The 18,366-nt window shown below is 61.5% G+C and carries 22 protein-coding genes and 1 pseudogene; 12 read left to right on the top strand and 11 right to left on the bottom strand.

All coding sequences use genetic code 11. From position 1 onward, the window contains the following. Positions 1–158: 158 nt before the first annotated feature. The 4 genes from VF672_RS18165 (at position 159) to VF672_RS18150 (ending at position 4,324) form a co-directional block, all read left to right on the top strand. Positions 159–593, top strand: coding sequence for a MarR family transcriptional regulator (locus VF672_RS18165; RefSeq protein ID WP_331105938.1), 435 nt, complete (start codon positions 159–161; stop codon positions 591–593). Between the two features lie 145 nt (positions 594–738). Next, entirely contained in the window at positions 739–3,081 is a 2,343-nt protein-coding gene (locus tag VF672_RS18160) for a peptigoglycan-binding protein LysM (protein WP_331105937.1), read from the top strand. A 2-nt stretch (positions 3,082–3,083) separates the two neighbouring features. Beyond that, a complete protein-coding gene (locus VF672_RS18155; protein ID WP_414705629.1) occupies positions 3,084–3,380 on the top strand; it encodes a SelT/SelW/SelH family protein in 297 nt (98 codons plus the stop codon). Positions 3,381–3,505: 125 nt separating this feature from the next. Next, the gene (locus VF672_RS18150) at positions 3,506–4,324 is read left to right on the top strand and encodes a UDP-2,3-diacylglucosamine diphosphatase (RefSeq protein WP_331105936.1); all 819 of its coding nucleotides are present in this window, start codon (positions 3,506–3,508) and stop codon (positions 4,322–4,324) included. A gap of 61 nt (positions 4,325–4,385) precedes the next feature. Here the strand turns inward: VF672_RS18150 and VF672_RS18145 are convergent, their stop codons facing one another. Together VF672_RS18145 and VF672_RS18140 are read right to left on the bottom strand one after the other, a co-directional pair. Then, a complete protein-coding gene (locus VF672_RS18145) occupies positions 4,386–4,697 on the bottom strand; it encodes a DUF962 domain-containing protein (protein WP_331105935.1) in 312 nt (103 codons plus the stop codon). Between the two features lie 109 nt (positions 4,698–4,806). Further along, complete coding sequence (locus VF672_RS18140) at positions 4,807–6,261, bottom strand: TrkH family potassium uptake protein (protein WP_331105951.1); 1,455 nt, start codon at positions 6,259–6,261, stop codon at positions 4,807–4,809. A gap of 175 nt (positions 6,262–6,436) precedes the next feature. Here VF672_RS18140 and VF672_RS18135 point away from each other — a divergent pair, with 175 nt between their 5' ends. Beyond that, positions 6,437–6,997 carry a nitroreductase family protein gene (locus VF672_RS18135; RefSeq protein ID WP_331105934.1) on the top strand — a complete coding sequence of 187 codons (561 nt, stop codon included), beginning with the start codon at positions 6,437–6,439 and terminating at the stop codon, positions 6,995–6,997. Between the two features lie 108 nt (positions 6,998–7,105). Here the strand turns inward: VF672_RS18135 and VF672_RS18130 are convergent, their stop codons facing one another. The 7 genes from VF672_RS18130 to VF672_RS18100 form a co-directional block, all read right to left on the bottom strand. Further along, positions 7,106–8,446, bottom strand: a complete 1,341-nt coding sequence (locus VF672_RS18130; protein ID WP_331105933.1) for a HAMP domain-containing sensor histidine kinase — start codon at positions 8,444–8,446, stop codon at positions 7,106–7,108. A 93-nt stretch (positions 8,447–8,539) separates the two neighbouring features. Continuing rightward, on the bottom strand, positions 8,540–8,992 hold the full coding sequence (locus VF672_RS18125) for a Spy/CpxP family protein refolding chaperone (protein WP_331105932.1): 453 nt from the start codon (positions 8,990–8,992) through the stop codon (positions 8,540–8,542). 73 nt (positions 8,993–9,065) lie between these two features. Next, the gene (locus VF672_RS18120) at positions 9,066–9,257 is read right to left on the bottom strand and encodes a hypothetical protein (RefSeq protein ID WP_331105931.1); all 192 of its coding nucleotides are present in this window, start codon (positions 9,255–9,257) and stop codon (positions 9,066–9,068) included. Between the two features lie 55 nt (positions 9,258–9,312). Continuing rightward, complete coding sequence (locus VF672_RS18115; protein WP_331105930.1) at positions 9,313–9,990, bottom strand: response regulator transcription factor; 678 nt, start codon at positions 9,988–9,990, stop codon at positions 9,313–9,315. Positions 9,991–9,997: 7 nt separating this feature from the next. Beyond that, a complete protein-coding gene (locus VF672_RS18110; protein WP_331105929.1) occupies positions 9,998–10,417 on the bottom strand; it encodes a translation initiation factor 2 in 420 nt (139 codons plus the stop codon). A 161-nt stretch (positions 10,418–10,578) separates the two neighbouring features. Further along, positions 10,579–10,878 (bottom strand): YciI family protein, encoded by a 300-nt coding sequence (locus VF672_RS18105; protein WP_331105928.1) that lies wholly within the window; start codon positions 10,876–10,878, stop codon positions 10,579–10,581. A gap of 1 nt (position 10,879) precedes the next feature. Then, complete coding sequence (locus VF672_RS18100) at positions 10,880–11,488, bottom strand: septation protein A (protein WP_331105927.1); 609 nt, start codon at positions 11,486–11,488, stop codon at positions 10,880–10,882. A 65-nt stretch (positions 11,489–11,553) separates the two neighbouring features. Here VF672_RS18100 and VF672_RS18095 point away from each other — a divergent pair, with 65 nt between their 5' ends. From VF672_RS18095 to rluB, 6 genes are all read left to right on the top strand, one after another. After that, positions 11,554–12,414: a PHP domain-containing protein gene (locus VF672_RS18095; RefSeq protein WP_331105926.1), complete on the top strand. Its 861-nt coding sequence runs from the start codon at positions 11,554–11,556 to the stop codon at positions 12,412–12,414. Positions 12,415–12,427: 13 nt separating this feature from the next. Continuing rightward, positions 12,428–13,060, top strand: coding sequence for an L-threonylcarbamoyladenylate synthase (locus VF672_RS18090; RefSeq protein ID WP_331105925.1), 633 nt, complete (start codon positions 12,428–12,430; stop codon positions 13,058–13,060). 128 nt (positions 13,061–13,188) lie between these two features. Then, a complete protein-coding gene (locus VF672_RS18085; RefSeq protein WP_331105950.1) occupies positions 13,189–13,887 on the top strand; it encodes a ScpA family protein in 699 nt (232 codons plus the stop codon). Between the two features lie 16 nt (positions 13,888–13,903). Then, a complete protein-coding gene (scpB, locus tag VF672_RS18080; RefSeq protein WP_331105924.1) occupies positions 13,904–14,707 on the top strand; it encodes an SMC-Scp complex subunit ScpB in 804 nt (267 codons plus the stop codon). A gap of 54 nt (positions 14,708–14,761) precedes the next feature. Next, on the top strand, positions 14,762–14,950 hold the full coding sequence (locus tag VF672_RS18075) for a DUF1289 domain-containing protein (protein WP_331105923.1): 189 nt from the start codon (positions 14,762–14,764) through the stop codon (positions 14,948–14,950). Between the two features lie 209 nt (positions 14,951–15,159). Beyond that, positions 15,160–16,407: a 23S rRNA pseudouridine(2605) synthase RluB gene (rluB, locus tag VF672_RS18070; protein WP_331105922.1), complete on the top strand. Its 1,248-nt coding sequence runs from the start codon at positions 15,160–15,162 to the stop codon at positions 16,405–16,407. A gap of 81 nt (positions 16,408–16,488) precedes the next feature. Here rluB and VF672_RS18065 read toward each other — a convergent pair whose 3' ends face one another. Together VF672_RS18065 and VF672_RS18060 are read right to left on the bottom strand one after the other, a co-directional pair. Next, positions 16,489–17,460: a leucyl aminopeptidase gene (locus VF672_RS18065; RefSeq protein WP_331105921.1), complete on the bottom strand. Its 972-nt coding sequence runs from the start codon at positions 17,458–17,460 to the stop codon at positions 16,489–16,491. A 70-nt stretch (positions 17,461–17,530) separates the two neighbouring features. Further along, entirely contained in the window at positions 17,531–17,668 is a 138-nt protein-coding gene (locus VF672_RS18060) for a hypothetical protein (protein WP_037013761.1), read from the bottom strand. Positions 17,669–18,199: 531 nt separating this feature from the next. On the opposite strand from VF672_RS18060, the pseudogene VF672_RS18055 reads away from it, so the two are divergent. Then, a pseudogene (locus VF672_RS18055) lies at positions 18,200–18,366 on the top strand (aromatic amino acid transporter AroP); the annotation flags it as partial.

Below are 18,366 nucleotides of genomic sequence, written 5' to 3'. Positions count from 1 at the left end.
CCGCGTTGCGGCTGACTCCACCGTTCGACGACATACCCGCCGCATTTCGGAACCCCGGGCCTGTGCGACGAATCACCGCGTCCAGACGCTTGCCTCAAGTCTGCCTCCATGGTTAGCTGCCTATTAATTAGGATTTACCTTTAACCATCGAGTTACCTATGCCGTTAACCGAAGAACACCGCTTTGGCATGCAACTGGCCCATATGTCCCGGGGCTGGCGTGCCGAGCTGGATCGCCGGCTGGCTGACTTGGGTCTGTCCCAGGCTCGCTGGCTGGTTCTGCTGCATCTGGCTCGTTTCAAAACGCCGCCCACCCAGCGCGAACTCGCGCAGAGTGTGGGCGTTGAAGGTCCGACCCTGGCGCGGCTGCTCGACAGCCTGGAAAACCAGGGCCTGGTGCTCCGGCAAGCGGTACTCGAAGATCGCCGGGCGAAAAAAATCGTGCTCTGCGACACCGCGCGGCCGTTGATCGAGAAAATCGAAACCATCGCCACCGCCTTGCGCCATGAGTTGTTCGAAGGCATCGACGAAGAAGAACTGCGCCTGTGCATGCGCGTCCATTCGAAAATCCTCGCCAATCTCGAAAAATCCTGAAAACCGCGCGTCCGCCCGCGACAAATACATTGAAGCAGGCGAAACATCCTGTTCTATTTGCACCCATACTGATGCTGCCTGGATGACGTGTCCGGGCACGTACCGAATGTGCAGGGAAGCCTGCCTCGTCTTCCAAAGGGTTCGCATGCTGAAGAGTTTTCAGGCCGGTAGTCGTTGCGAGAAGGGTCAACCCCTTCGCGTTCAGTCAGGTCTTCGTTCGGGTCTGTTCGCCATCGGGCTTGCCTCGGCCGCGCTGCTGCACAGTTCAGCGGCGGCTGCGCTGGGTCTGGGTGAGATCAGCCTGCATTCTGCCCTTGGGCAACCCTTCAACGCCGACATCGAATTGATCGAAGCAGGTGGGCTGAGCCCCGAAGAAATCGTCGTCGCGCTCGCGCCGCCCGAGGCCTTTGCCAAAGCCGGTGTGGAGCGCGTGTTCTTTCTCAACGACCTGCGTTTCACCCCGCTGATTCGAGGCAACCGCAGTGTGATTCACGTTGAATCGCACAAGGCGGTCACCGAGCCTTATCTGAATTTTCTCGTCAGGCTGGTCCGGCCAAACGGCGATCAGTTGCATGAATACACCGTGCTGCTTGACCCGCCGACGTCGCCGACCGGACTCGCTGCGACGCGCAGCCGTACTCAATCGCCAGCCGCCAGCGCGAAGAATGATGAGTCGCGCCTGCCGGTCGCGCCGCCCCAAGCTCGACAGGGCAAGCATTACACGGTTGCGTCCGGGGACACCCTGGCGGGTATTGCGCGTCAGGTCCAGGCGCCGGGCGGCAAGGCCTCGTCTGCTGAGTTGATCAAGGGCATTCAGGCGCTCAATCCGCAGGCATTCCCCAACGGCGATCGCAGCCAGTTGAAGGTCGGCCAGAGCCTTTTACTCCCGGACAATGCGGTTGAGCCCAAGGCTGCCAGTGCGCCTGGCGCTGCGGCCAGCAATGTCTCACCACCGTCTGCGAACACGCCCGCCGCTGCAATCCAGAGCGCTGGCGATCAGTTGGCAGCAACGGCGCTGGAAAACCAGCAGTTGAACCAGTCGCTGGATGACCTCAAGCATCAAGTACAAACCGCCACGGTGGAGGAGGCCGACAAGGACAAGCAGATCATCGAACTGCAGACCCAACTCGCCGAACTCAAGGCGCAGTCCGCCAAACCTGCGCCCGCGGCGCCTGCCCCCTCAGCGGTGGCAACAACAACGGCGCCCGCCGCGACGCCCACTCCGGCAGCAGCCCCCGCACCAGTGCCTATCACGATGCCGGTCGCCGTCGAGGATGGTTTTCCCTGGACGTCGATTCTGGCGGCGCTTCTGGTGGTCTTGCTGCTCCTGGCGTTGGTCTGGTCTGTGCGCCGCAACCGCGTCAAAAATCAGCTGGCCCTTGAGCCCGTCCCGGTCGAGCCGGCGGTCAGGCCCGCTGCGACCGTCACGCCGGTCTATGAAGTGCCGGCCGTTACCGCTGCGCGTCCTGCCTCATCATCGCCCGCGGGCCAACGCATGGCCGGCGCCGCCACCGACGCGCTGGATGGCGCGAGTATCTACATTGCCTATGGACGCTTCGCCGAAGCGCTGGCCATTCTTCGCGACGCGCTGGACAAACAACCCGAGCGCACTGATGTCCGTCTGCGCATCCTCGAATTGCTCGGCGAGCAGGGCGACGTGGAAGGGTATGACGAGGAGGAGCGGGTTCTGTTGAGCCAGGGCGTCGAGGCGCAGAAGCTTCAGGACATCCGCAACCGCTACCCGAAACTGGTTCCCGAGCCCGTCGCTCCCGAAGCGCCGTCCGCGCCAGTTGCATCGCCTTCATTGACCTCGGTGGCAGCCCCTGCGGCGGCGCTTGGTGCTGCAGCGGTGCTTGGTGCTGCCGCGGTGCTGGCCAGTCAGACAGACTCGGCCAGTCGAACACCTGAAGACCCGCCAGAACTCAGCCTGACAGAGCCCGCGCAACTGGACGAAAACGCCGCCGCGGCGTTAAACCCGGTCGACCCTGCCGACGACTTCCAGCTCAACCTTGACGACCTCTCCATGGACGCCGACTGGGATCTTGTCGACCCGTTCGACAGCACGCCCGCGCCCCGCAAACCCGCGGCCGCACCTGAACCAGAAGCTGAACTGGACACCTCGTTCTCGTCCGACCTCACGCAGCTGCCTGAAGTTTTCGAAATGCCGGAAGAGCAGTTCCTCAGCGACTTCGCCGAAGAGGAAACGCCACCGGAAATGGGCGTGCAGTTCGAGCCGGGTCCGCCCGCTATCGTGCAGAGCAATAGCGATTTGCTGGACGATGCTTTTCTCGACAGTTTCATGATCGAGGAGGGCGGTTTCGATCTGTTAAGTCTGGACGAAGAGCCGCTGAGCAAAATCAATGAGGCGCAGGTGCTGATCGATGAAGGCAACGTCGACGAGGCCCGTCGCCTGCTTCAGGAAGTGATCGACGGCACCGACGACGGCCCGCAGCAAACGGCCCGTGATCTGCTGGCAGGGCTGGGCTGATCATGTCTGCCAGGCCTGAAATCACCATCACCTACTGCACGCAATGCCAGTGGCTGTTGCGTGCCGCGTGGCTGGCTCAGGAACTGTTGAGCACCTTCACCGACGATCTCGGCAAGGTTTCGCTGATCCCGGGCACCGGCGGCGTGTTCCGGATCACCTGCAATGACGTTCAGATATGGGAGCGTAAGGCCGACGGCGGGTTTCCCGAGGCCAAGGTCCTCAAGCAGCGCGTGCGCGATCAAATCGAACCGGCCCGGGACTTGGGGCACAACGACCGCCACGCAGGACTGGACACCTGAACGCGCAACGGCCCCGGGCTGGGAAAGTGTTAGCCCATCTGTCGTGTCATCAAACCTAAACACAGCCGTCACGTTCAATACATTGACCACGTCCACGCTTGGGGAAACCAAAGTGGAGGTGGTCCATGAGCATTGCCGAGAACGTGAAACCCAGCCGTAAGCAGCGTGTCCGGACCTTGTGGATCTCCGACGTGCACCTGGGCACCCGCGACTGCCAGGCCGAGCATCTCTCCGGGTTTCTCAAGCAATACCACGCCGACAAGGTGTACCTGGTCGGTGACATCATCGACGGCTGGAAGATGCGCGGCGGCATGTACTGGCCGCAAGCACACACCAACGTCATTCGCCGTCTGCTGACCATGAGCAAGCGCGGCACCGAAGTGATCTACGTCACCGGCAACCACGACGAATTCCTGCGCCGCTATTCAACACTCATTCTGGGCAATATCCAGCTGGTCGACGAAGCCGTGCACCTGACGGCCGATGGCCGTCGGCTGCTGGTCATCCATGGCGATCAGTTCGACGTCATTACCCGCTATCACCGCTGGCTGGCCTTTCTGGGCGACTCGGCCTACGAGTTCACGCTGACCCTCAATCGCTGGCTCAATCACTGGCGCGCCAGGTACGGCTATGGGTATTGGTCGCTGTCGGCGTACCTGAAGCACAAGGTCAAGACCGCCGTGAGTTTCATCAGCGATTTCGAGGAGGCCATCGCCCATGAGTGCGTGAAGCGCGGGCTCGACGGGGTGGTGTGCGGGCACATTCACCACGCCGAGATCCGTCAGGTGGGCGGCGTGGAATACCTCAACTGCGGCGACTGGGTTGAGTCCTGTACGGCCTTGATCGAGCACCTGGATGGCACGATCGAGTTGTTCCGGCTGGCCGATGCCCACGTCAAAGCCAGGAGCGCGGCGGAGCCCCAACCGGTGGGCGAGGCGGTCTGAGCAGGCACCGTTGCTCTAACCGCCTGGGTGACGGGTCATGAGCGATGTCGGCGAGCACCCGTCAAAAAGATACCTTGCCCGTGAGCATGTCTTTGTACATGACGAAATCGCCGAGCAGGCTGTAGAAGGGGTGCTTGAACGTCGCAGGACGGTTCTTCTCGAAAAAAAAGTGGCCGATCCAGGCGAAGGCGTAGCCGGCCAGCGGCACGGCCCACAACAACGTCCAGTTGGCATTGAGTACGGCGAAAGCCAGAATCAGGATCACCAGACTTGTGCCGATGAAATGCAAACGGCGGCAGGTGCTGTCGCGGTGTTCATGCAGGTAGTAGGGATAGAAATCGGCAAACCGTTCGAACGTCTTCAGGGTTTCCACAAGGCGGTGCTCTGAGGGCAGGTGTTCGCTGAGCTTAGCCGAGTGCCCGCCACCCGCAGTGAAATTTACCCACTGCACAGCGGATGACCTTACCGAACGGTCAGTGTTTCTAGTGCCGCCAGAATGCCGGGATGCAGAGCACCAACACGGTGATGATTTCCAGCCGACCCAGCAGCATGCCCAGTGACAGAATCCACTTGGCGGCATCCGGCAGCGTCGAGAAATTACCCGCAGGCCCGATGGTTTCACCCAACCCCGGCCCCACGCCCGAGACAGTGCTCGCGGCGCCGGTCAGCGCGGTCATCCAGTCCAGCCCCAGCAGCGAGAGCATCAGGGCGATCAGGCAAATTGTGAAAGTGAAGAAAAACGAGAAGGTCAGAATCGAACGCACGATCTCGTCGTCCAGCCGGTGGCCGTTGTACTTCTGCTTGATCACCGCGCGCGGGTGAATCAGTTGGTGCAGGTTGGCGCGCAGGAGGATGTATGCGACCTGAAAGCGGAAGACTTTCACACCGCCGGCCGTTGACCCTGAACAGCCGCCGATGAACCCCAGGTAAAAGAACAGCATCAAGGCGAAGTTGCCCCACAGGCTGTAATCCCCCAGCGCAAAGCCGGTGGTGGTCACCACAGAGGTCACGTTCAGCGCGACATGACGCAGGGCGTCGTACCACGGCAGATCGGTGGTTGCCCAATACCAGGCCCCCATCACCAGCCACGTCACCAGCAGCAGGACAATAAAACCCTGGACTTGCTGGTCCTTGAGCAGCGCCCCGCGATTGCCCCGCAGCGTGGCAACGTACAGGGTGAACGGCAGGGCGCCGAGGATCATCACCACAATCGCCACCCAATGCACAGCGGGTTGCGGCCATTTCGCCAGCGACTGATCCGAGGTGGAAAACCCGCCGGTTGAAATCGCCGACATCGCATGATTGACGGCGTCGAACAGGCTCATGCCCGCCCACCAGAACGCCAGCGTGCCCAGCACGGTGATGCCGAGGTAAACGAGCACGATGAACTTGGCGACCATGTGCGAACGCGGCATCACTTTTTCGGAACGGTCCGACGACTCGGTCTGAAACAGGCGCATGCCGCCGATGCGCAACAACGGAAGAATCGCCACGGCCATGCCGATGAAGCCGATGCCGCCGAGCCAGTGCAGCAGCGAGCGCCAGATGAGGATGCCGGGGGACATGGTGTCCAGGCCGCTGAGCACCGTGGAGCCGGTCGCGGTGATGCCGGACATGCTTTCGAAGAAGGAATCGGTGTAACTGATGTGTTGAGTCAGCAGAAACGGCAGCGCGGCGAAGATACAGACGATGACCCAACTGCTGACCGTGAGCAGGTACATGTCCCGCGGACGCAGATGCACATGTTCCGGTCGGCCCTGGCCTACCAGCACCAGCCCGGAGACGAAGGTGATCAGGCTCGACCACAGAAACGACGGCATGTCGGCGGTGCGCTGGAAAATCATCGAGGTGATCATGGGCACGACCATGGCGATGGCCAGGGTAATGAGGAAGATGCCGATAATGAAACCGATGATGCGAAGGGTCGGCAGCGCCATGCGGTCGCTCTGATCAGGAAGTGAGAGGGCGGCCATTTTACTCACCGGCCCGCCTGTGTAAACCGGGGCATTTCCGAGAGTGTTGTAAGTAAATGCGCGGGTTAATCGTTATTGAAGTTCAAGACCGCACCGAGGGCACTACAATGGCCCGTCATTTTTTCCTGGAGACGACTTAATGGAAGCGCTCGACGTATTGCTTAATCGCGTGTCCGTGCCCCGCCTGATCGAACCCGCCCCGGACGCCGAGCAACGCGAGATCCTGTTCGGCGCAGCCCTGCGCGCGCCCGACCACGGCGTCTTGCGGCCCTATCGCTTTCTGACCGTCGAAGGCGACGCGCGCCACCGCATGGGCGAGCTGCTGGCCCAGGCATTGATCGACAAAGGCGGCGACGTCGACGCGAAAGCGCTGGACAAGGCCCGAAACGGACCCTTGCGCGCGCCGTTGGTGGTGGTCGTCATCGCCAGACTGACCGACCATTTCAAGGTGCCTAAAAAGGAGCAGGCGATCACGGCAGGTTGCGCCGCCCATGGCATCCTGTTGGCGGCCTACACGATGGGCATCGGCGCGGTCTGGCGTTCGGGCGACTTGTCCTACTCCCGCCACGTCGCTGAAGGGCTTGGCCTGACCGCCGACGAAGAAGTCGTTGCCTTCCTCTATCTGGGCACACCCCAGAACCCGCCACGCGAGCCGGCAAAGCCGGAGGTTGCTGCGTTTGTCAGCGCGTGGGAAGGCTAGTAGGACCGGCTTTAGCCGGGAAGGCGGTCTGCGTCACACTGCAAAATGAATGGTGCTCACACTGGCCTCTTCCCGGCTGAAGCCGGTCCTAGTAAGCACCGCACCCATTCAGCGGGACTGCGTAGCGGTCAGCTCGCGCGGTACTACGATGCTGGCCACAAATCCACCCTGAGGGTGATTGCCCAGCACCAGCGTTCCGCCGTGTTTCTCCGCTGCACGTTTGGCAATCGCCAGCCCCAGCCCATAGCCTGGGGCGGTCTGATTGGGCGCGCGATAAAACGGCTCGCCCAGTTGCGCCAAGTGCTCCGGGTTGGCGCCGGGCCCATGATCCCGCACGCTGAGTCGCAACTCGTCCCCTTCGGCGCTCGCACTCAACTCGATCGGCCGACCCGCCGGGTTGAAGCGCAACGCGTTGCGCAGCAAGTTATCCAGCGCCCGCTCCAGCACGCTCGGCCAGCCGAGCAACTGCAAGCCGGAGCCCACCGATACCGACACTGTCTGCTCGGCTTCGCCTATCTCCGTCTCGGCCTGCAAATGATGCAACAGCCCTGACAAGTCCACCGCGGTGGCGCTGCCCATGTCGGCATCCAGTCGCGCCAGCGCCAGAATCTCACTGATCAACTCTTCCAGCCGATCACATTCACGGGTCAGGCGCGGCCATAGCTTGTCGCGCTCGGCTGCCTCGGCGCGTTCGGCCAGCGCCAGGGCGATGCGCAGCCGGGCCAGGGGAGAGCGCAGTTCATGGGAAACGTCGCGAAGCAGCTGGCGCTGACTGCTGATCTGGCTTTGCAGGCGGGCGCCCATGCGGTTGAAGTCATTGGCCAGCACGCCGAACTCGTCGCGGCGGTCGGCCAGCTGCGCCAGGCTGTTCTGCTGGTACGTGGTCTGGCCGAGATCATGCACCGCGCCGCGCAAGCGGTTAAGCGGGCGGGTAATCGAGAGCGTCACCAGCAGGCTGAACAAGGTCAGCACCACCAGCGCGATGCCCAATGCACTCAGCGGCCAGAGCAGACTGTCGCGGTGCCACGCATCCAGCTCCGGATGGGGAATGCGGTAAATCAGCAGGTAAGTTTCGCCGGTTTTTTCGCTGGTGTATTCGGCAGTCAGGCGCCGCCACGGCAGGGGGCGAGTGTCGTCTTTCTGCCGCTCTTCGAAGGCTGCCGCGCGGGGAGGGAAGGTGCCGGGGATCACTGCTTCGCCGCTGTCGTTCAGCACCTGAACGTCAATGTGGTATTTGCGCTTGAGGTCTTGCAGATAGTCCTGAGCAGACGCCTGGCCTTTATCCTCGTACAGCTCGACCCATTTCTGCGGCAAGTTGTGCAGACCGGGATGGCGACTGAGGATCCAGGCATCCTGATTGAGCACATGCCCCATCAGGACCGACAGGCCAGCCACCAGCGCGATGGCAAGCCAGAAGCTCGCCAGGATTTTCCAGAACAATGAACGCACGTGCTGCCCTCGACCCGGTTCGTAAAACAGAAAACCCGACACGCCGGGAAGCGTGTCGGGTTGGGGGAAGTGTACTGCCGCGCCAGCAGCCGCTTACTGGGTTTTTTGCGCTTTCTGCGCTTTCTGCGCTTTCCAGGCCTCGAACTCGGCGCGGTCCGCACGACGCTGGGCTTCATCCTTCTGCATCTGGTCGAAGGTTTTCTGTTGCTCCGGCGTCAGCAAGGCGCGGATGTCGGACTGGGTTTTCGCGTGAGCAGCATCCAGTTCATCCTTCATCGCCTTCTGGTCGGCGGCAGGCAGCTTGGCCAGGTACTTGTGGTTGACTTCGGAGCGGCCGCGCCACTGGTCGCCCATCAGCTTGCCGACTTGCTGACGTTGGTCAGGCGTCAGGTTCAGCTTGTCCAGCGGGCCTTTGCGGTGATGCATGCCAGGGCCATCGAAGCCCGGGCCGCCTGGGCCACCCATCGGGCCGCCGTCCGGAGGCATGGCCATTGCAACGGTAGGCAGTGCGGCGGCGAACATCAAAGCCATCAACGTCTTGCGCATGGTGAATCTCCTTGTCTCGATTTCGGCTCTGTGCCGGTTGAGGCCAGTTTAGGGAGATCAAGGTCAAGCGAGGTCAGGCGTCGGTAAAGCTTGGGTAAAGAGCATCAGTGGCGCGGCTGACACAAAGAGCGACTCGATGATGGTAGGAGCGTGGCGTGTCCCGCGATTCTGCCGGGAAAACCGGCACCGAGACCATGCACTGCGGGATGTCAGGCAGCCCGCGTATCGAGGAATCACTGCCGCTGCGCGCCAGATCGCGGGACAAGCCACGCTCCTACGCATGAGATCTTTATAGCGGGTGGTAATCGCCGCCGCGACGATCACACGGCGTAGTAATAACCGCGGCTGCGCAGGGCAACGATGCGCGGGCGGCCGTCGGCATGGGGGCCGATCTTTTTGCGCAGGTTACTGACGTGCATATCAAGGCTGCGGTCGTACAAGGTCAGCTTGCGGCCCAGCGCGAGTTGCGCCAGCTCCTGCTTTTCGAGCGGTTCGCCGGGCTGGCCGAGCAACGCCTCGAGCAGGCGCGCTTCGGACACGGTCAGGGTGAACTCCTGTTCGTCAATCGTGACCACGCCGCGGGCCGGACTGAAGCACAGGTCACCCAGCTCGATCTGCGACGACACCGCCGCTGGATGGCTGCGGCGCAGCACTGCGCGCAGACGCGCCGTCAGTTCACGGGGATCGCAGGGCTTGGCCAGATAGTCGTCGGCGCCTAGCTCAAGACCCAGGATGCGGTCCAGCGGTTCGCCGCGCGCCGAGAGCATCAGCACGGGAAGGTCGGGGTGATCGGTGCGCAATTGTTTGAGCAGTTCCAGACCGCTGCCGTCGGGCAGCATCACGTCCAGCACCACCGCAGCGGGTGCGGAGTCGGCCAACGCCTTGCGGGCACTCTGGCCGTCGTGGCAGGCGCGCACAACGAACCCTTCCTGACTCAACCAACTGCTCAGGAGCTCACACAGCTCCTGGTCATCATCAATAAGTAACAGCTCGCTCATGACTCACTCAATTTAGCCATTGCCGACGACGTCTACGCCAGCCGCTGGCAAAGATACCGCACAGAAGGGCGACCATTGCAACGCCACCGCCCGCGACAAACCATTGTTGTTGTTCGGTCAGCACCCTCGGGGGCGTGACCGACTGTGCTTCTTTGAGCTGCAGTCTAAGCCTTTGGTTCTCCTGGCGCAGGCGCCCAAGCTGGATACTTTCGCGCTCGGTGTCGGCGCTCTGCAATTGCCGGCTCAGCGCTTCGCGTTCCTTCTCACTCTCTGCCAGCCGCTGGCGAAGCTCGGTCAATTGAGTTGCCGTGCTCGGCAGTGGCAGCGCATGGTTCACCGGGTCGCTGATTTCATCACATTGTGCAGACACACTGACTGCCGAAACGGACAGGGCGGCCGCCAGCACACACCACGGACGTAGACGCATCTGAACTCCTGAATGTTCTCGCGGCGCCGGACAGGCACCGTTTGCTTGACTCTTTTTTTGTGAGTCTCAGGCAGCGTATCGGCAGGGTGATGCGAACAATGAGCAATCAGCGGCGCGGGGGCGCGGCCGGCGCTGTTAAAACGCCGGGCGCAGGCTGGGTATCAGGGCAGGACTTGCTTGAACGGTTTGACCACCACGTCGGCGTAGACGCCCGCTGCGACGTAGGGATCGGCGTCAGCCCAGGCCTTGGCTTCGGCAAGCGACTCGAATTCAGCCACGATCAGGCTGCCGGTAAAACCGGCCATGCCGGGATCGATGCTGTCCACCGCAGGCATCGGGCCTGCCAGGACGATGCGACCTTCGGCTTTCATCGCATTGAGGCGCTCCAGGTGAGCGGGGCGCGCTGCCAGACGTTTTTCCAGGGAGTTGGCGACGTCGGTTGCCACGATTGCGTAGAGCATGTCAGTCCTCTCTTTTTTTGTTTGAAGGCTGGGTGGACGGGTCGGCGTCATGAATGTGGCGGGCCAGGAAGATGCCCTGGCCTACCAGAAACAGCAGGGTCATGCCCAGGCTGCCGAACACTTTGAAGTCGACCCAGAATTCTTGATAGGTGAAGGCCACGTAAAGATTGGCGGCACCACAGAACAGGAAGAACACAATCCAGGCGATGTTCAGTTTGGTCCAGACCGCCTGAGGCAGGGTCAGCGCGTGGCCCATGATGCGTTGAATCAACAGACGGTCACCGATGAAGTGGCTGCCGCCGAAGATCAGCGCAAACACCCAGTTGACGACGGGTGCTTTCCACTTCAGAAAAGTTTCGCTGTGGAACGCCAGGGTCAGGCTGCCAAACACGAGGCAGGCAATCAGCGTCAGCCACTGACTTTTTTCCAGTTTGCCTTGCCGAACATAAAGGATGCCGTAGACCACCAGCGAACTGGCAATCAGCATCGCGGTAGCGCTGTAAATCCCGCCCACCATGAAGCTGTGGCCAAGGACATCGACGGCTTGCGGGCTGATTTTGTAAACGATGAAGAACAGGATGAGCGGGATGAAGTCGATGAATTGTTTCACAGTAAGAGCCAGAAGCTGGATGTGACGGCATAATAACAAACATCAATGACTGCGAAAGCGCCCCTATGAACGTCGATCTGCACTGCCACAGCACCGCTTCCGATGGCGCCCTTGCGCCAGCGGTACTCGTCGCGCGTGCGCACGAGCACGGCGTGAAAGTCCTCGCCCTCACCGATCACGACACGATCGAAGGTCTCGCCGAGGCCCGCGCTGCGGCGCTGGCGTTGGATATGCAGTTGATCGACGGCATCGAGTTGTCCTGCACCTGGGGCGGTGCGACTATCCACGTATTGGGCTATGCCTTCGATGTGGACGCGCCGCAATTGCGGGAGGTCATCGAGCAGTTGCACACCGGCCGATGGCTGCGCGCCGAAGAAATAAGCCGCAAGTTGGCGATGAAAGGTATGCCTGGGGCGCTCGAAGGTGCGCGCGCAGTGCAGCAGGCACTGGGTGACAGCGCAAATGCACCGGCCCGGCCGCATTTCGCGGACTTTCTGGTTAACCAGGGGTTCGTCAAAGACCGCGCCGAGGCGTTCCGCAAATGGCTGGGCGCGGGCAAACTGGGCGACGTCAAACAGCATTGGCCCACGCTGGAGCAAACCGTGGCGACCCTGCGCGCTGCCGGGGCCTGGGTCAGCCTGGCGCACCCTTCGCATTACGACTTCACCCGCAGCAAGCGTCGCAAGCTGGTCGCCGACTTCATCCAGGCCGGCGGCCACGCAATAGAAGTGGTCAACGGCCTGCAGCCTGCCGATCAGGTCGGCAGTCTGGCGATTCTGGCCCGTGAGTTCGGTCTGCTGGTCAGTGCCGGCAGTGATTTTCATGCCCCTGGCGCCTGGTCCGAAATCGGCGTTTATCGCCCATTGCCGGAGGACCTGCCGCCCCTTTGGTGTCGGTTCAAACATGACCAGCCTACTGCCGTCTGAACAGGAAGATACTGTGAGTCAATTTTTTCAGGTCCACCCGGAGAACCCGCAACCGCGCCTGATCAAGCAGGCCGTGGAGATCATCCGGGCGGGCGGTCTGGTGGTGTACCCCACCGATTCGTCCTACGCATTGGGTTGCCAGATGGGGGACAAGACGGCCGTCGAACGCATCCGTCGCCTGCGTCAGCTCGATGACAAGCACAACTTCACGCTGATGTGCAGCGACCTTTCCCAGTTGGGGTTGTTCGCCAAGGTCGACACGGCAGCGTTTCGCGTCCTGAAAGCGCACACGCCGGGGCCTTACACTTTTATTCTCGGCGCCACCCGCGACGTACCGCGTCTGGTCCTGCACCCCAAGCGCCGCACCATCGGCCTGCGCGTGCCGGGCCACCCCATCGCCCAGGCGCTGCTGCAAGAGCTGGGCGAACCGCTGATGAGCGTGAGCCTGATCATGCCCGGCGAAACCATTCCCATGAGCGACCCCTACGAGATGCGCGGGATCCTCGAGCATCAGGTCGACCTGATCATCGACGCGGGCGAGGGCGGCATTTCCGCCTCGACGGTGGTCAATCTGACCGATGGCGAGCCGCAGGTGGTGCGGGTAGGTTGTGGTGATCCGACGCCGTTCGGGGTCGAAGTCGGGTGACCCAGGCGCAAGCACTGGAGGCTCCCACTGACGTTCAGGCGGACGCTCAGCTTGAGCTGCCGTTTGCCATGGTCTATGGCCAGGCCGTCACGCAGATGCCGGTCGATCTGTACATCCCGCCGGATGCGCTGGAAGTGTTCCTCGAAGCCTTTGAAGGCCCGCTGGACCTGCTGCTTTACCTGATTCGCAAACAGAACATCAACATCCTTGACATCCCGGTGGCGGAAATCACCCGTCAGTACATGGGCTACGTCGAGCTGATGAAAACCGTGCGCCTGGAGCTTGCCGCCGAATACCTGGTCATGGCCGCCATGCTCGCCGAGATCAAATCGCGCATGCTGCTGCCGCGCTCGGAAATGGCCGAGGAAGAAGAGGGCGATCCGCGTGCCGAACTGATCCGCCGCTTGCAGCAATACGAGCGCTTCAAGGCCGCCGCCGAAGGCATCGACCAGCTGTCTCGCGTAGGCCGCGACGTGCGGGTGCCCAGGCTGGAAGCGCCCGAAGCGCGGGTGCGCAAGTTATTGCCCGATGTCGCCCTCGAAGAGCTACTGATGTCGATGGCGGATGTGCTGCGCCGCGGCGACCTGTTTGAAAGCCATCAGGTCAGCCGCGAAGCGCTGTCGACCCGCGAGCGCATGAGCGATGTTCTGGATCGCCTGAAAGGCGCAGGCTTCGTGCCCTTTGCCCAGCTGTTCACGGCAGAAGAAGGGCGGCTGGGCGTGGTGGTGACGTTTATGGCCGTGCTGGAACTGGTCAAGGAACAGTTGGTGGAACTGGTGCAGAACGAACCCTTCGCCGTCATTCATGTACGGGCGCGAGCCGAATAAAGAGCAAGAGCTGACAATGAACCTGAATGAACCCCGCGATCTGGCGCCGCTGCTCGAAGCGTTTTTGCTTGCTTCCGGGAAGCCGCAGTCACTGGAACGCCTGTACGAGTTGTTCGAGGAGGGCGAACGGCCCGAGCCCCCGGTGTTCAAAAAGGCTCTGACGTTACTGGGCAAGTCCTGCGACAACCGGGCTTTTGAGCTTAAAGAAGTTGCCACCGGCTACCGCTTGCAGATTCGCGAGAAGTTCGCGCCCTGGGTCGGGCGTCTGTGGGAAGAGCGGCCCCAGCGTTATTCGCGCGCCCTGCTGGAGACCATGGCGCTCATCGCGTACCGCCAGCCGATCACCCGCGGCGAAATCGAAGACGTGCGCGGCGTTGCGGTCAACAGCAACATCGTCAAGACCCTCATGGAACGCGAATGGATCAGGATCGTCGGCTACCGTGACGTGCCTGGCAAGCCGGCGATGTTCGCCACCACCAAAGCCTTTCTTGATCACTTCAACCTGAAAAACCTCGACGAACTGCCGCCGCTGGCTGACTTGCGCGAGATGGAAACCGACCCGGTGCTGGAGTTCGACGACGCGCCGGTGCCCGCACATTTGCAGGCGTTGGCCGACGCCAGCCTGCCGCTCGATGCTGACGCAGGGGCCGGCGCCGAGCCTGAAGCGCCCCGGGATGAAACCAGTTTCCGCAGTCTGCTGGCCGAACTGGATTCCATGGAGCAGGGCCTGAAAATCGACTTCGACGATTTATTGCTCGATGAGGCCGATAAAGAGTCTGAATTGGAAGAACCGCCGCGGGACGATGAAGATCCTCGGTGACGATCGCTGTGGCAGCACAACGCACAGCGCCCCATTCTTCACTCAGGCACGCCCATGAGCACCAAGAATCCCTGCATCAGCCTTTGCAAGTTCAACGAGGACATTTGCCTCGGCTGCGGTCGCAGCAAGCGCGAGATCAAATCCTGGAAGAAGATGGAGAAGGACGAAAAGCGCTCGGTGCTCGCCGAGTCGGCCCAGCGCTTGATCACACTCAAAGGCGCCAGTCGGCGGAAAAAGAAGTAAGCCTGATTTTTTCATCTAGTCTTTGATGCGCAACGCGCGCCAGGCGCGTATGATTCGCGACCTTTTGGCGATCCACACGCCAGGGATTTCAGTTTCTGCCCGTCCGCTTCAGAGTTGTTCTGAGCCGGAACCGCTCTTCCCAAGAGCACCGGGCCACAGGCCATGCCCACTCGCGCATGCCCTGATTCGACACACCGGGAGGTGCCCAGATGAGTGAACAAGACAAGCAAGACAAAGAGATCGGCCCAGCAGGCGAAAAACTGCAGAAGGTCCTGGCGCGTATCGGCGTCGGTTCCCGGCGCGACGTTGAAGCCTGGATCGGCGAAGGCCGTATCAAGGTCAACGGCGTTCAGGCCTCTCTCGGTCAGCGCGTCGACCTGCATGACGCCATCACGGTCGACGGTCGCGTGATCAAACGCGAAGAAGCCGCCGAGACCGTTCGCCGCGTCATCATGTACAACAAGCCAGACGGTGAAATCTGCACCCGTGACGACCCTGAAGGCCGTCCGACGGTGTTTGACCGCCTGCCGCGCCCGAAAGAAGGCCGCTGGATCAACATCGGCCGTCTGGACATCAACACCACCGGCCTGTTGATGTTCACCACCGACGGTGAACTGGCCAACCGCCTGATGCACCCCTCGTTCGAGATGGACCGCGAGTACGCCGTGCGCGTACGCGGCGAAGTCGATGACGACATGCTGCTGCGTCTGAAAACCGGTGTGGTGCTGGAAGACGGTCCGGCGCGTTTCACCGATATTCAGCAGGCGCCGGGCGGCGAAGGCTTCAACCACTGGTACCACTGCGTGGTCATGGAAGGCCGCAACCGCGAAGTTCGCCGGTTGTGGGAATCCCAGGGGTTGGTGGTCAGCCGTCTGAAGCGCGTGCGTTTCGGCCCGGTTTTCCTCAATTCGGATCTGCCGATGGGTCGCTGGCGCGAAATGAGTCAGCAGGAAGTCGACATCCTCAGTGCCGAAGTCGGCCTGAAGCCGGTCGCCATGCCGCAGATGACCGCCAAGACCAAAGACAAGCTGGAGCGCTTGCAGCGCCAGTCGTCCCGTCCGTTGGGCAAAGGCGAGCGCGTGCGTCAGTTGCGTCCGGCCAAGGACGCGGTCTCTGCGGACCGTCCTGCCCGCGAGCCGCGTCTGGCCGACGGCGAGCGCCCGGCGCGTAAGCCGGCGGAAAACGGTCGTCCGGCGCGTACCCCGCGTCCGGCCATCGGTGGCCGTGGCGACAATGCCCGTGGCGGCAATCCACGTGGCGACAGCGCGCGCAGCGAAAGCGGCCGTGGCACGCCGGTGGCGGAACGTCCGAGCGACATGAACAAGCGTCCGGCCAAGCCGAAGCCTTCGCGTCCGGGTATCGGTCTGGTGGACGACAAGACCCCGTCCGGCAAACGCCGCGGCCCGCCGAGCGGCTCCGGTCAGCGTCCTGGCTTCGGTCGCCGCAAGCCTGAGTGACAGCGTTGTGAACCAGTGACAGCGCTCGGAAATAAAAAACGCCAGTCGAAAGACTGGCGTTTTTTTATGCGCGGGTTGCGATCAGAAGCCGACGTAGGCTGCGCCGTCGAATACCACGCGCTTGTCCACCGCCAGTGAGCCGCTGTCAAAGATCAGGTCCATGTGATGGCTGCCCTTGGCACCGCCGCCCAGACCCAGATGCAGCCCGCAGTGGCGCTCTTCAAAGCCGGCGTTGCGTGCGTATAGCTGGCTGACACCTTCGTTGGTGCCGATGCCCAGTTCCTCGATACGCCGGTTCGAAGGGTTGGCGTCCAGGTATTTATTGAAGTCCTGCTCCAGCCCTGGCACCTCAGTGGCAATGCGGGTCACCACGGAGTTCTCGATCCACAATTCCAGCGGTGATTCGATGATCCCGTATTTGCGCGCAAAAGGGATCGTGCTCAGAAACGTGCCGACAAAGCGCACATGACCGTTGATGGATTCGCTGTGGGTGGCAATCTCACCGGGGGCAAGGTCGTAATTGCCAACGCCGTTGATGTTGGTCCACTTCTTCAGCTCGCGCAGCGGGGCCTCGAAGTAGGAGCCGTGTTCGTCACTGAAGCTGAGGGTCTCGCCTTGATTCATCGTGTCGATGAGCGCCGCGTTCAACTGAGCGATTCGCTCGGGACGAACGCTGAACGTGTCATAGAAATAGTCACCGTAGTCTTTGAACAGCAGGGACTTCTTCCACTGTGTCGACATCACCTCCTGCAACTGACGAATGAACGGCGGCCCTTCTGCGCGGGGATTGGGCAGCGTGGACGCGTCGTAGAACAGCACGAACAGATCGGCCTCGGTGATGGCGTCTGCCAGGTCGCTGATGGGGGAGGTGTCGAGTGGCAGGGTGTTGAAACGGAATAAATCACGTCCCGTCGAGCTGTCGCGGATACGGTCGACGATGCTGCCGTACTGGGCGGTGTGGGCCAGTAGAACGTGGGGGGTGTCGATGGTGTTCACGGCGGGATGGTGTTGCAGGTAGTAGAGAAAATGTTCGATGGCGCTGCTGTTGTCCATGGGTGCGCTCCGCTCCGAATGCTCAAAACAAGAGGGCGAACGCGTCAACCGCGTTCGCCCTTCAGCTGCTTTAGAACGGCCACATCGCAGTGCCAAACGCCACTACGGCGTCGGCCTGCATCATCTCCACAGCGGCATCATGAGTCGGTGCTTCAAACCAATCGTCCAATTGCAGTTCTTCTTCCAGAGCCAGTTCAACTGTTTGCATAGGTGAATCTCCTGAGAATGACGTACTTGCCGAATGCAGCGAGGACGAAAGGGCAGTGCCTTGGGCCTCGTCATGGAAGCACGCTGACCTTCGTGGCCAGCAAGCACTTCAAAAACTAGTGCAAGACTCGGAGTGTTGCAAAGTAAATATCGGCCGGTAAATGCTGGCATTTCGCCGGACCTGTCGAAACTTGCAGCGAAAACAACGTTAGGGAGCTTTTGATTTCGGTGAATTATTTTTGCGACAGAATTGTGTCGGCAGTGTGAGTGAGAGCAGGGTCAATAACACCTTCCCGGCTATAGCCGGTCCTACAAAAGCGTCATGCGCATCCTGTGGGACCGGCTTCAGCCGGGAATTCTTTCGCCGCCAAACGGCATGTGAGCGGTGTACAATGCGCGCCCGTTTTTTCTGTGATCCACCGGCTCATGCACGCCGACCCGCTCGGGGTTACCCACTCCGTTTCCCTCCGTCGCGTCATGAGCGCGTCGGGTTCGATTTCGTCACAGACAAGCGCGCCGAGGTGGTTAGCCAATGAGTGAAAACATGTCCCATTCAGGTGACTTGAAGCGTGGTCTGAAGAACCGTCATATCCAGCTGATCGCCCTGGGTGGCGCGATTGGTACGGGTCTGTTCCTGGGCTCGGCCGGAGTTCTGAAGTCCGCTGGCCCGTCGATGATTCTGGGCTATGCCGTCTGCGG

Origin of the sequence: Pseudomonas sp. (assembly GCF_036387035.1) — a bacterium.
In the GTDB taxonomy this organism is placed as follows: Bacteria; Pseudomonadota; Gammaproteobacteria; order Pseudomonadales; family Pseudomonadaceae; genus Aquipseudomonas.
The sequence above is the reverse complement of the archived record's forward strand: the minus strand, read 5'-3'. Positions and strand labels throughout refer to the sequence as shown.

What these genes read in the sequence shown, in the direction of transcription:
- VF672_RS18165 (WP_331105938.1), top strand. Translation starts at nt 159, where the DNA reads ATGCCGTTAACCGAAGAACACCGCTTTGGCATGCAACTGGCCCATATG.
- VF672_RS18160 (WP_331105937.1), top strand. Translation starts at nt 739, where the DNA reads ATGCTGAAGAGTTTTCAGGCCGGTAGTCGTTGCGAGAAGGGTCAACCC.
- VF672_RS18155 (WP_414705629.1), top strand. Translation starts at nt 3,084, where the DNA reads ATGTCTGCCAGGCCTGAAATCACCATCACCTACTGCACGCAATGCCAG.
- VF672_RS18150 (WP_331105936.1), top strand. Translation starts at nt 3,506, where the DNA reads ATGAGCATTGCCGAGAACGTGAAACCCAGCCGTAAGCAGCGTGTCCGG.
- VF672_RS18140 (WP_331105951.1), bottom strand. Translation starts at nt 6,261, where the DNA reads ATGGCGCTGCCGACCCTTCGCATCATCGGTTTCATTATCGGCATCTTC.
- VF672_RS18135 (WP_331105934.1), top strand. Translation starts at nt 6,437, where the DNA reads ATGGAAGCGCTCGACGTATTGCTTAATCGCGTGTCCGTGCCCCGCCTG.
- VF672_RS18125 (WP_331105932.1), bottom strand. Translation starts at nt 8,992, where the DNA reads ATGCGCAAGACGTTGATGGCTTTGATGTTCGCCGCCGCACTGCCTACC.
- VF672_RS18115 (WP_331105930.1), bottom strand. Translation starts at nt 9,990, where the DNA reads ATGAGCGAGCTGTTACTTATTGATGATGACCAGGAGCTGTGTGAGCTC.
- VF672_RS18110 (WP_331105929.1), bottom strand. Translation starts at nt 10,417, where the DNA reads ATGCGTCTACGTCCGTGGTGTGTGCTGGCGGCCGCCCTGTCCGTTTCG.
- VF672_RS18105 (WP_331105928.1), bottom strand. Translation starts at nt 10,878, where the DNA reads ATGCTCTACGCAATCGTGGCAACCGACGTCGCCAACTCCCTGGAAAAA.
- VF672_RS18095 (WP_331105926.1), top strand. Translation starts at nt 11,554, where the DNA reads ATGAACGTCGATCTGCACTGCCACAGCACCGCTTCCGATGGCGCCCTT.
- scpB (WP_331105924.1), top strand. Translation starts at nt 13,904, where the DNA reads ATGAACCTGAATGAACCCCGCGATCTGGCGCCGCTGCTCGAAGCGTTT.
- VF672_RS18075 (WP_331105923.1), top strand. Translation starts at nt 14,762, where the DNA reads ATGAGCACCAAGAATCCCTGCATCAGCCTTTGCAAGTTCAACGAGGAC.
- rluB (WP_331105922.1), top strand. Translation starts at nt 15,160, where the DNA reads ATGAGTGAACAAGACAAGCAAGACAAAGAGATCGGCCCAGCAGGCGAA.
- VF672_RS18065 (WP_331105921.1), bottom strand. Translation starts at nt 17,460, where the DNA reads ATGGACAACAGCAGCGCCATCGAACATTTTCTCTACTACCTGCAACAC.
- VF672_RS18060 (WP_037013761.1), bottom strand. Translation starts at nt 17,668, where the DNA reads ATGCAAACAGTTGAACTGGCTCTGGAAGAAGAACTGCAATTGGACGAT.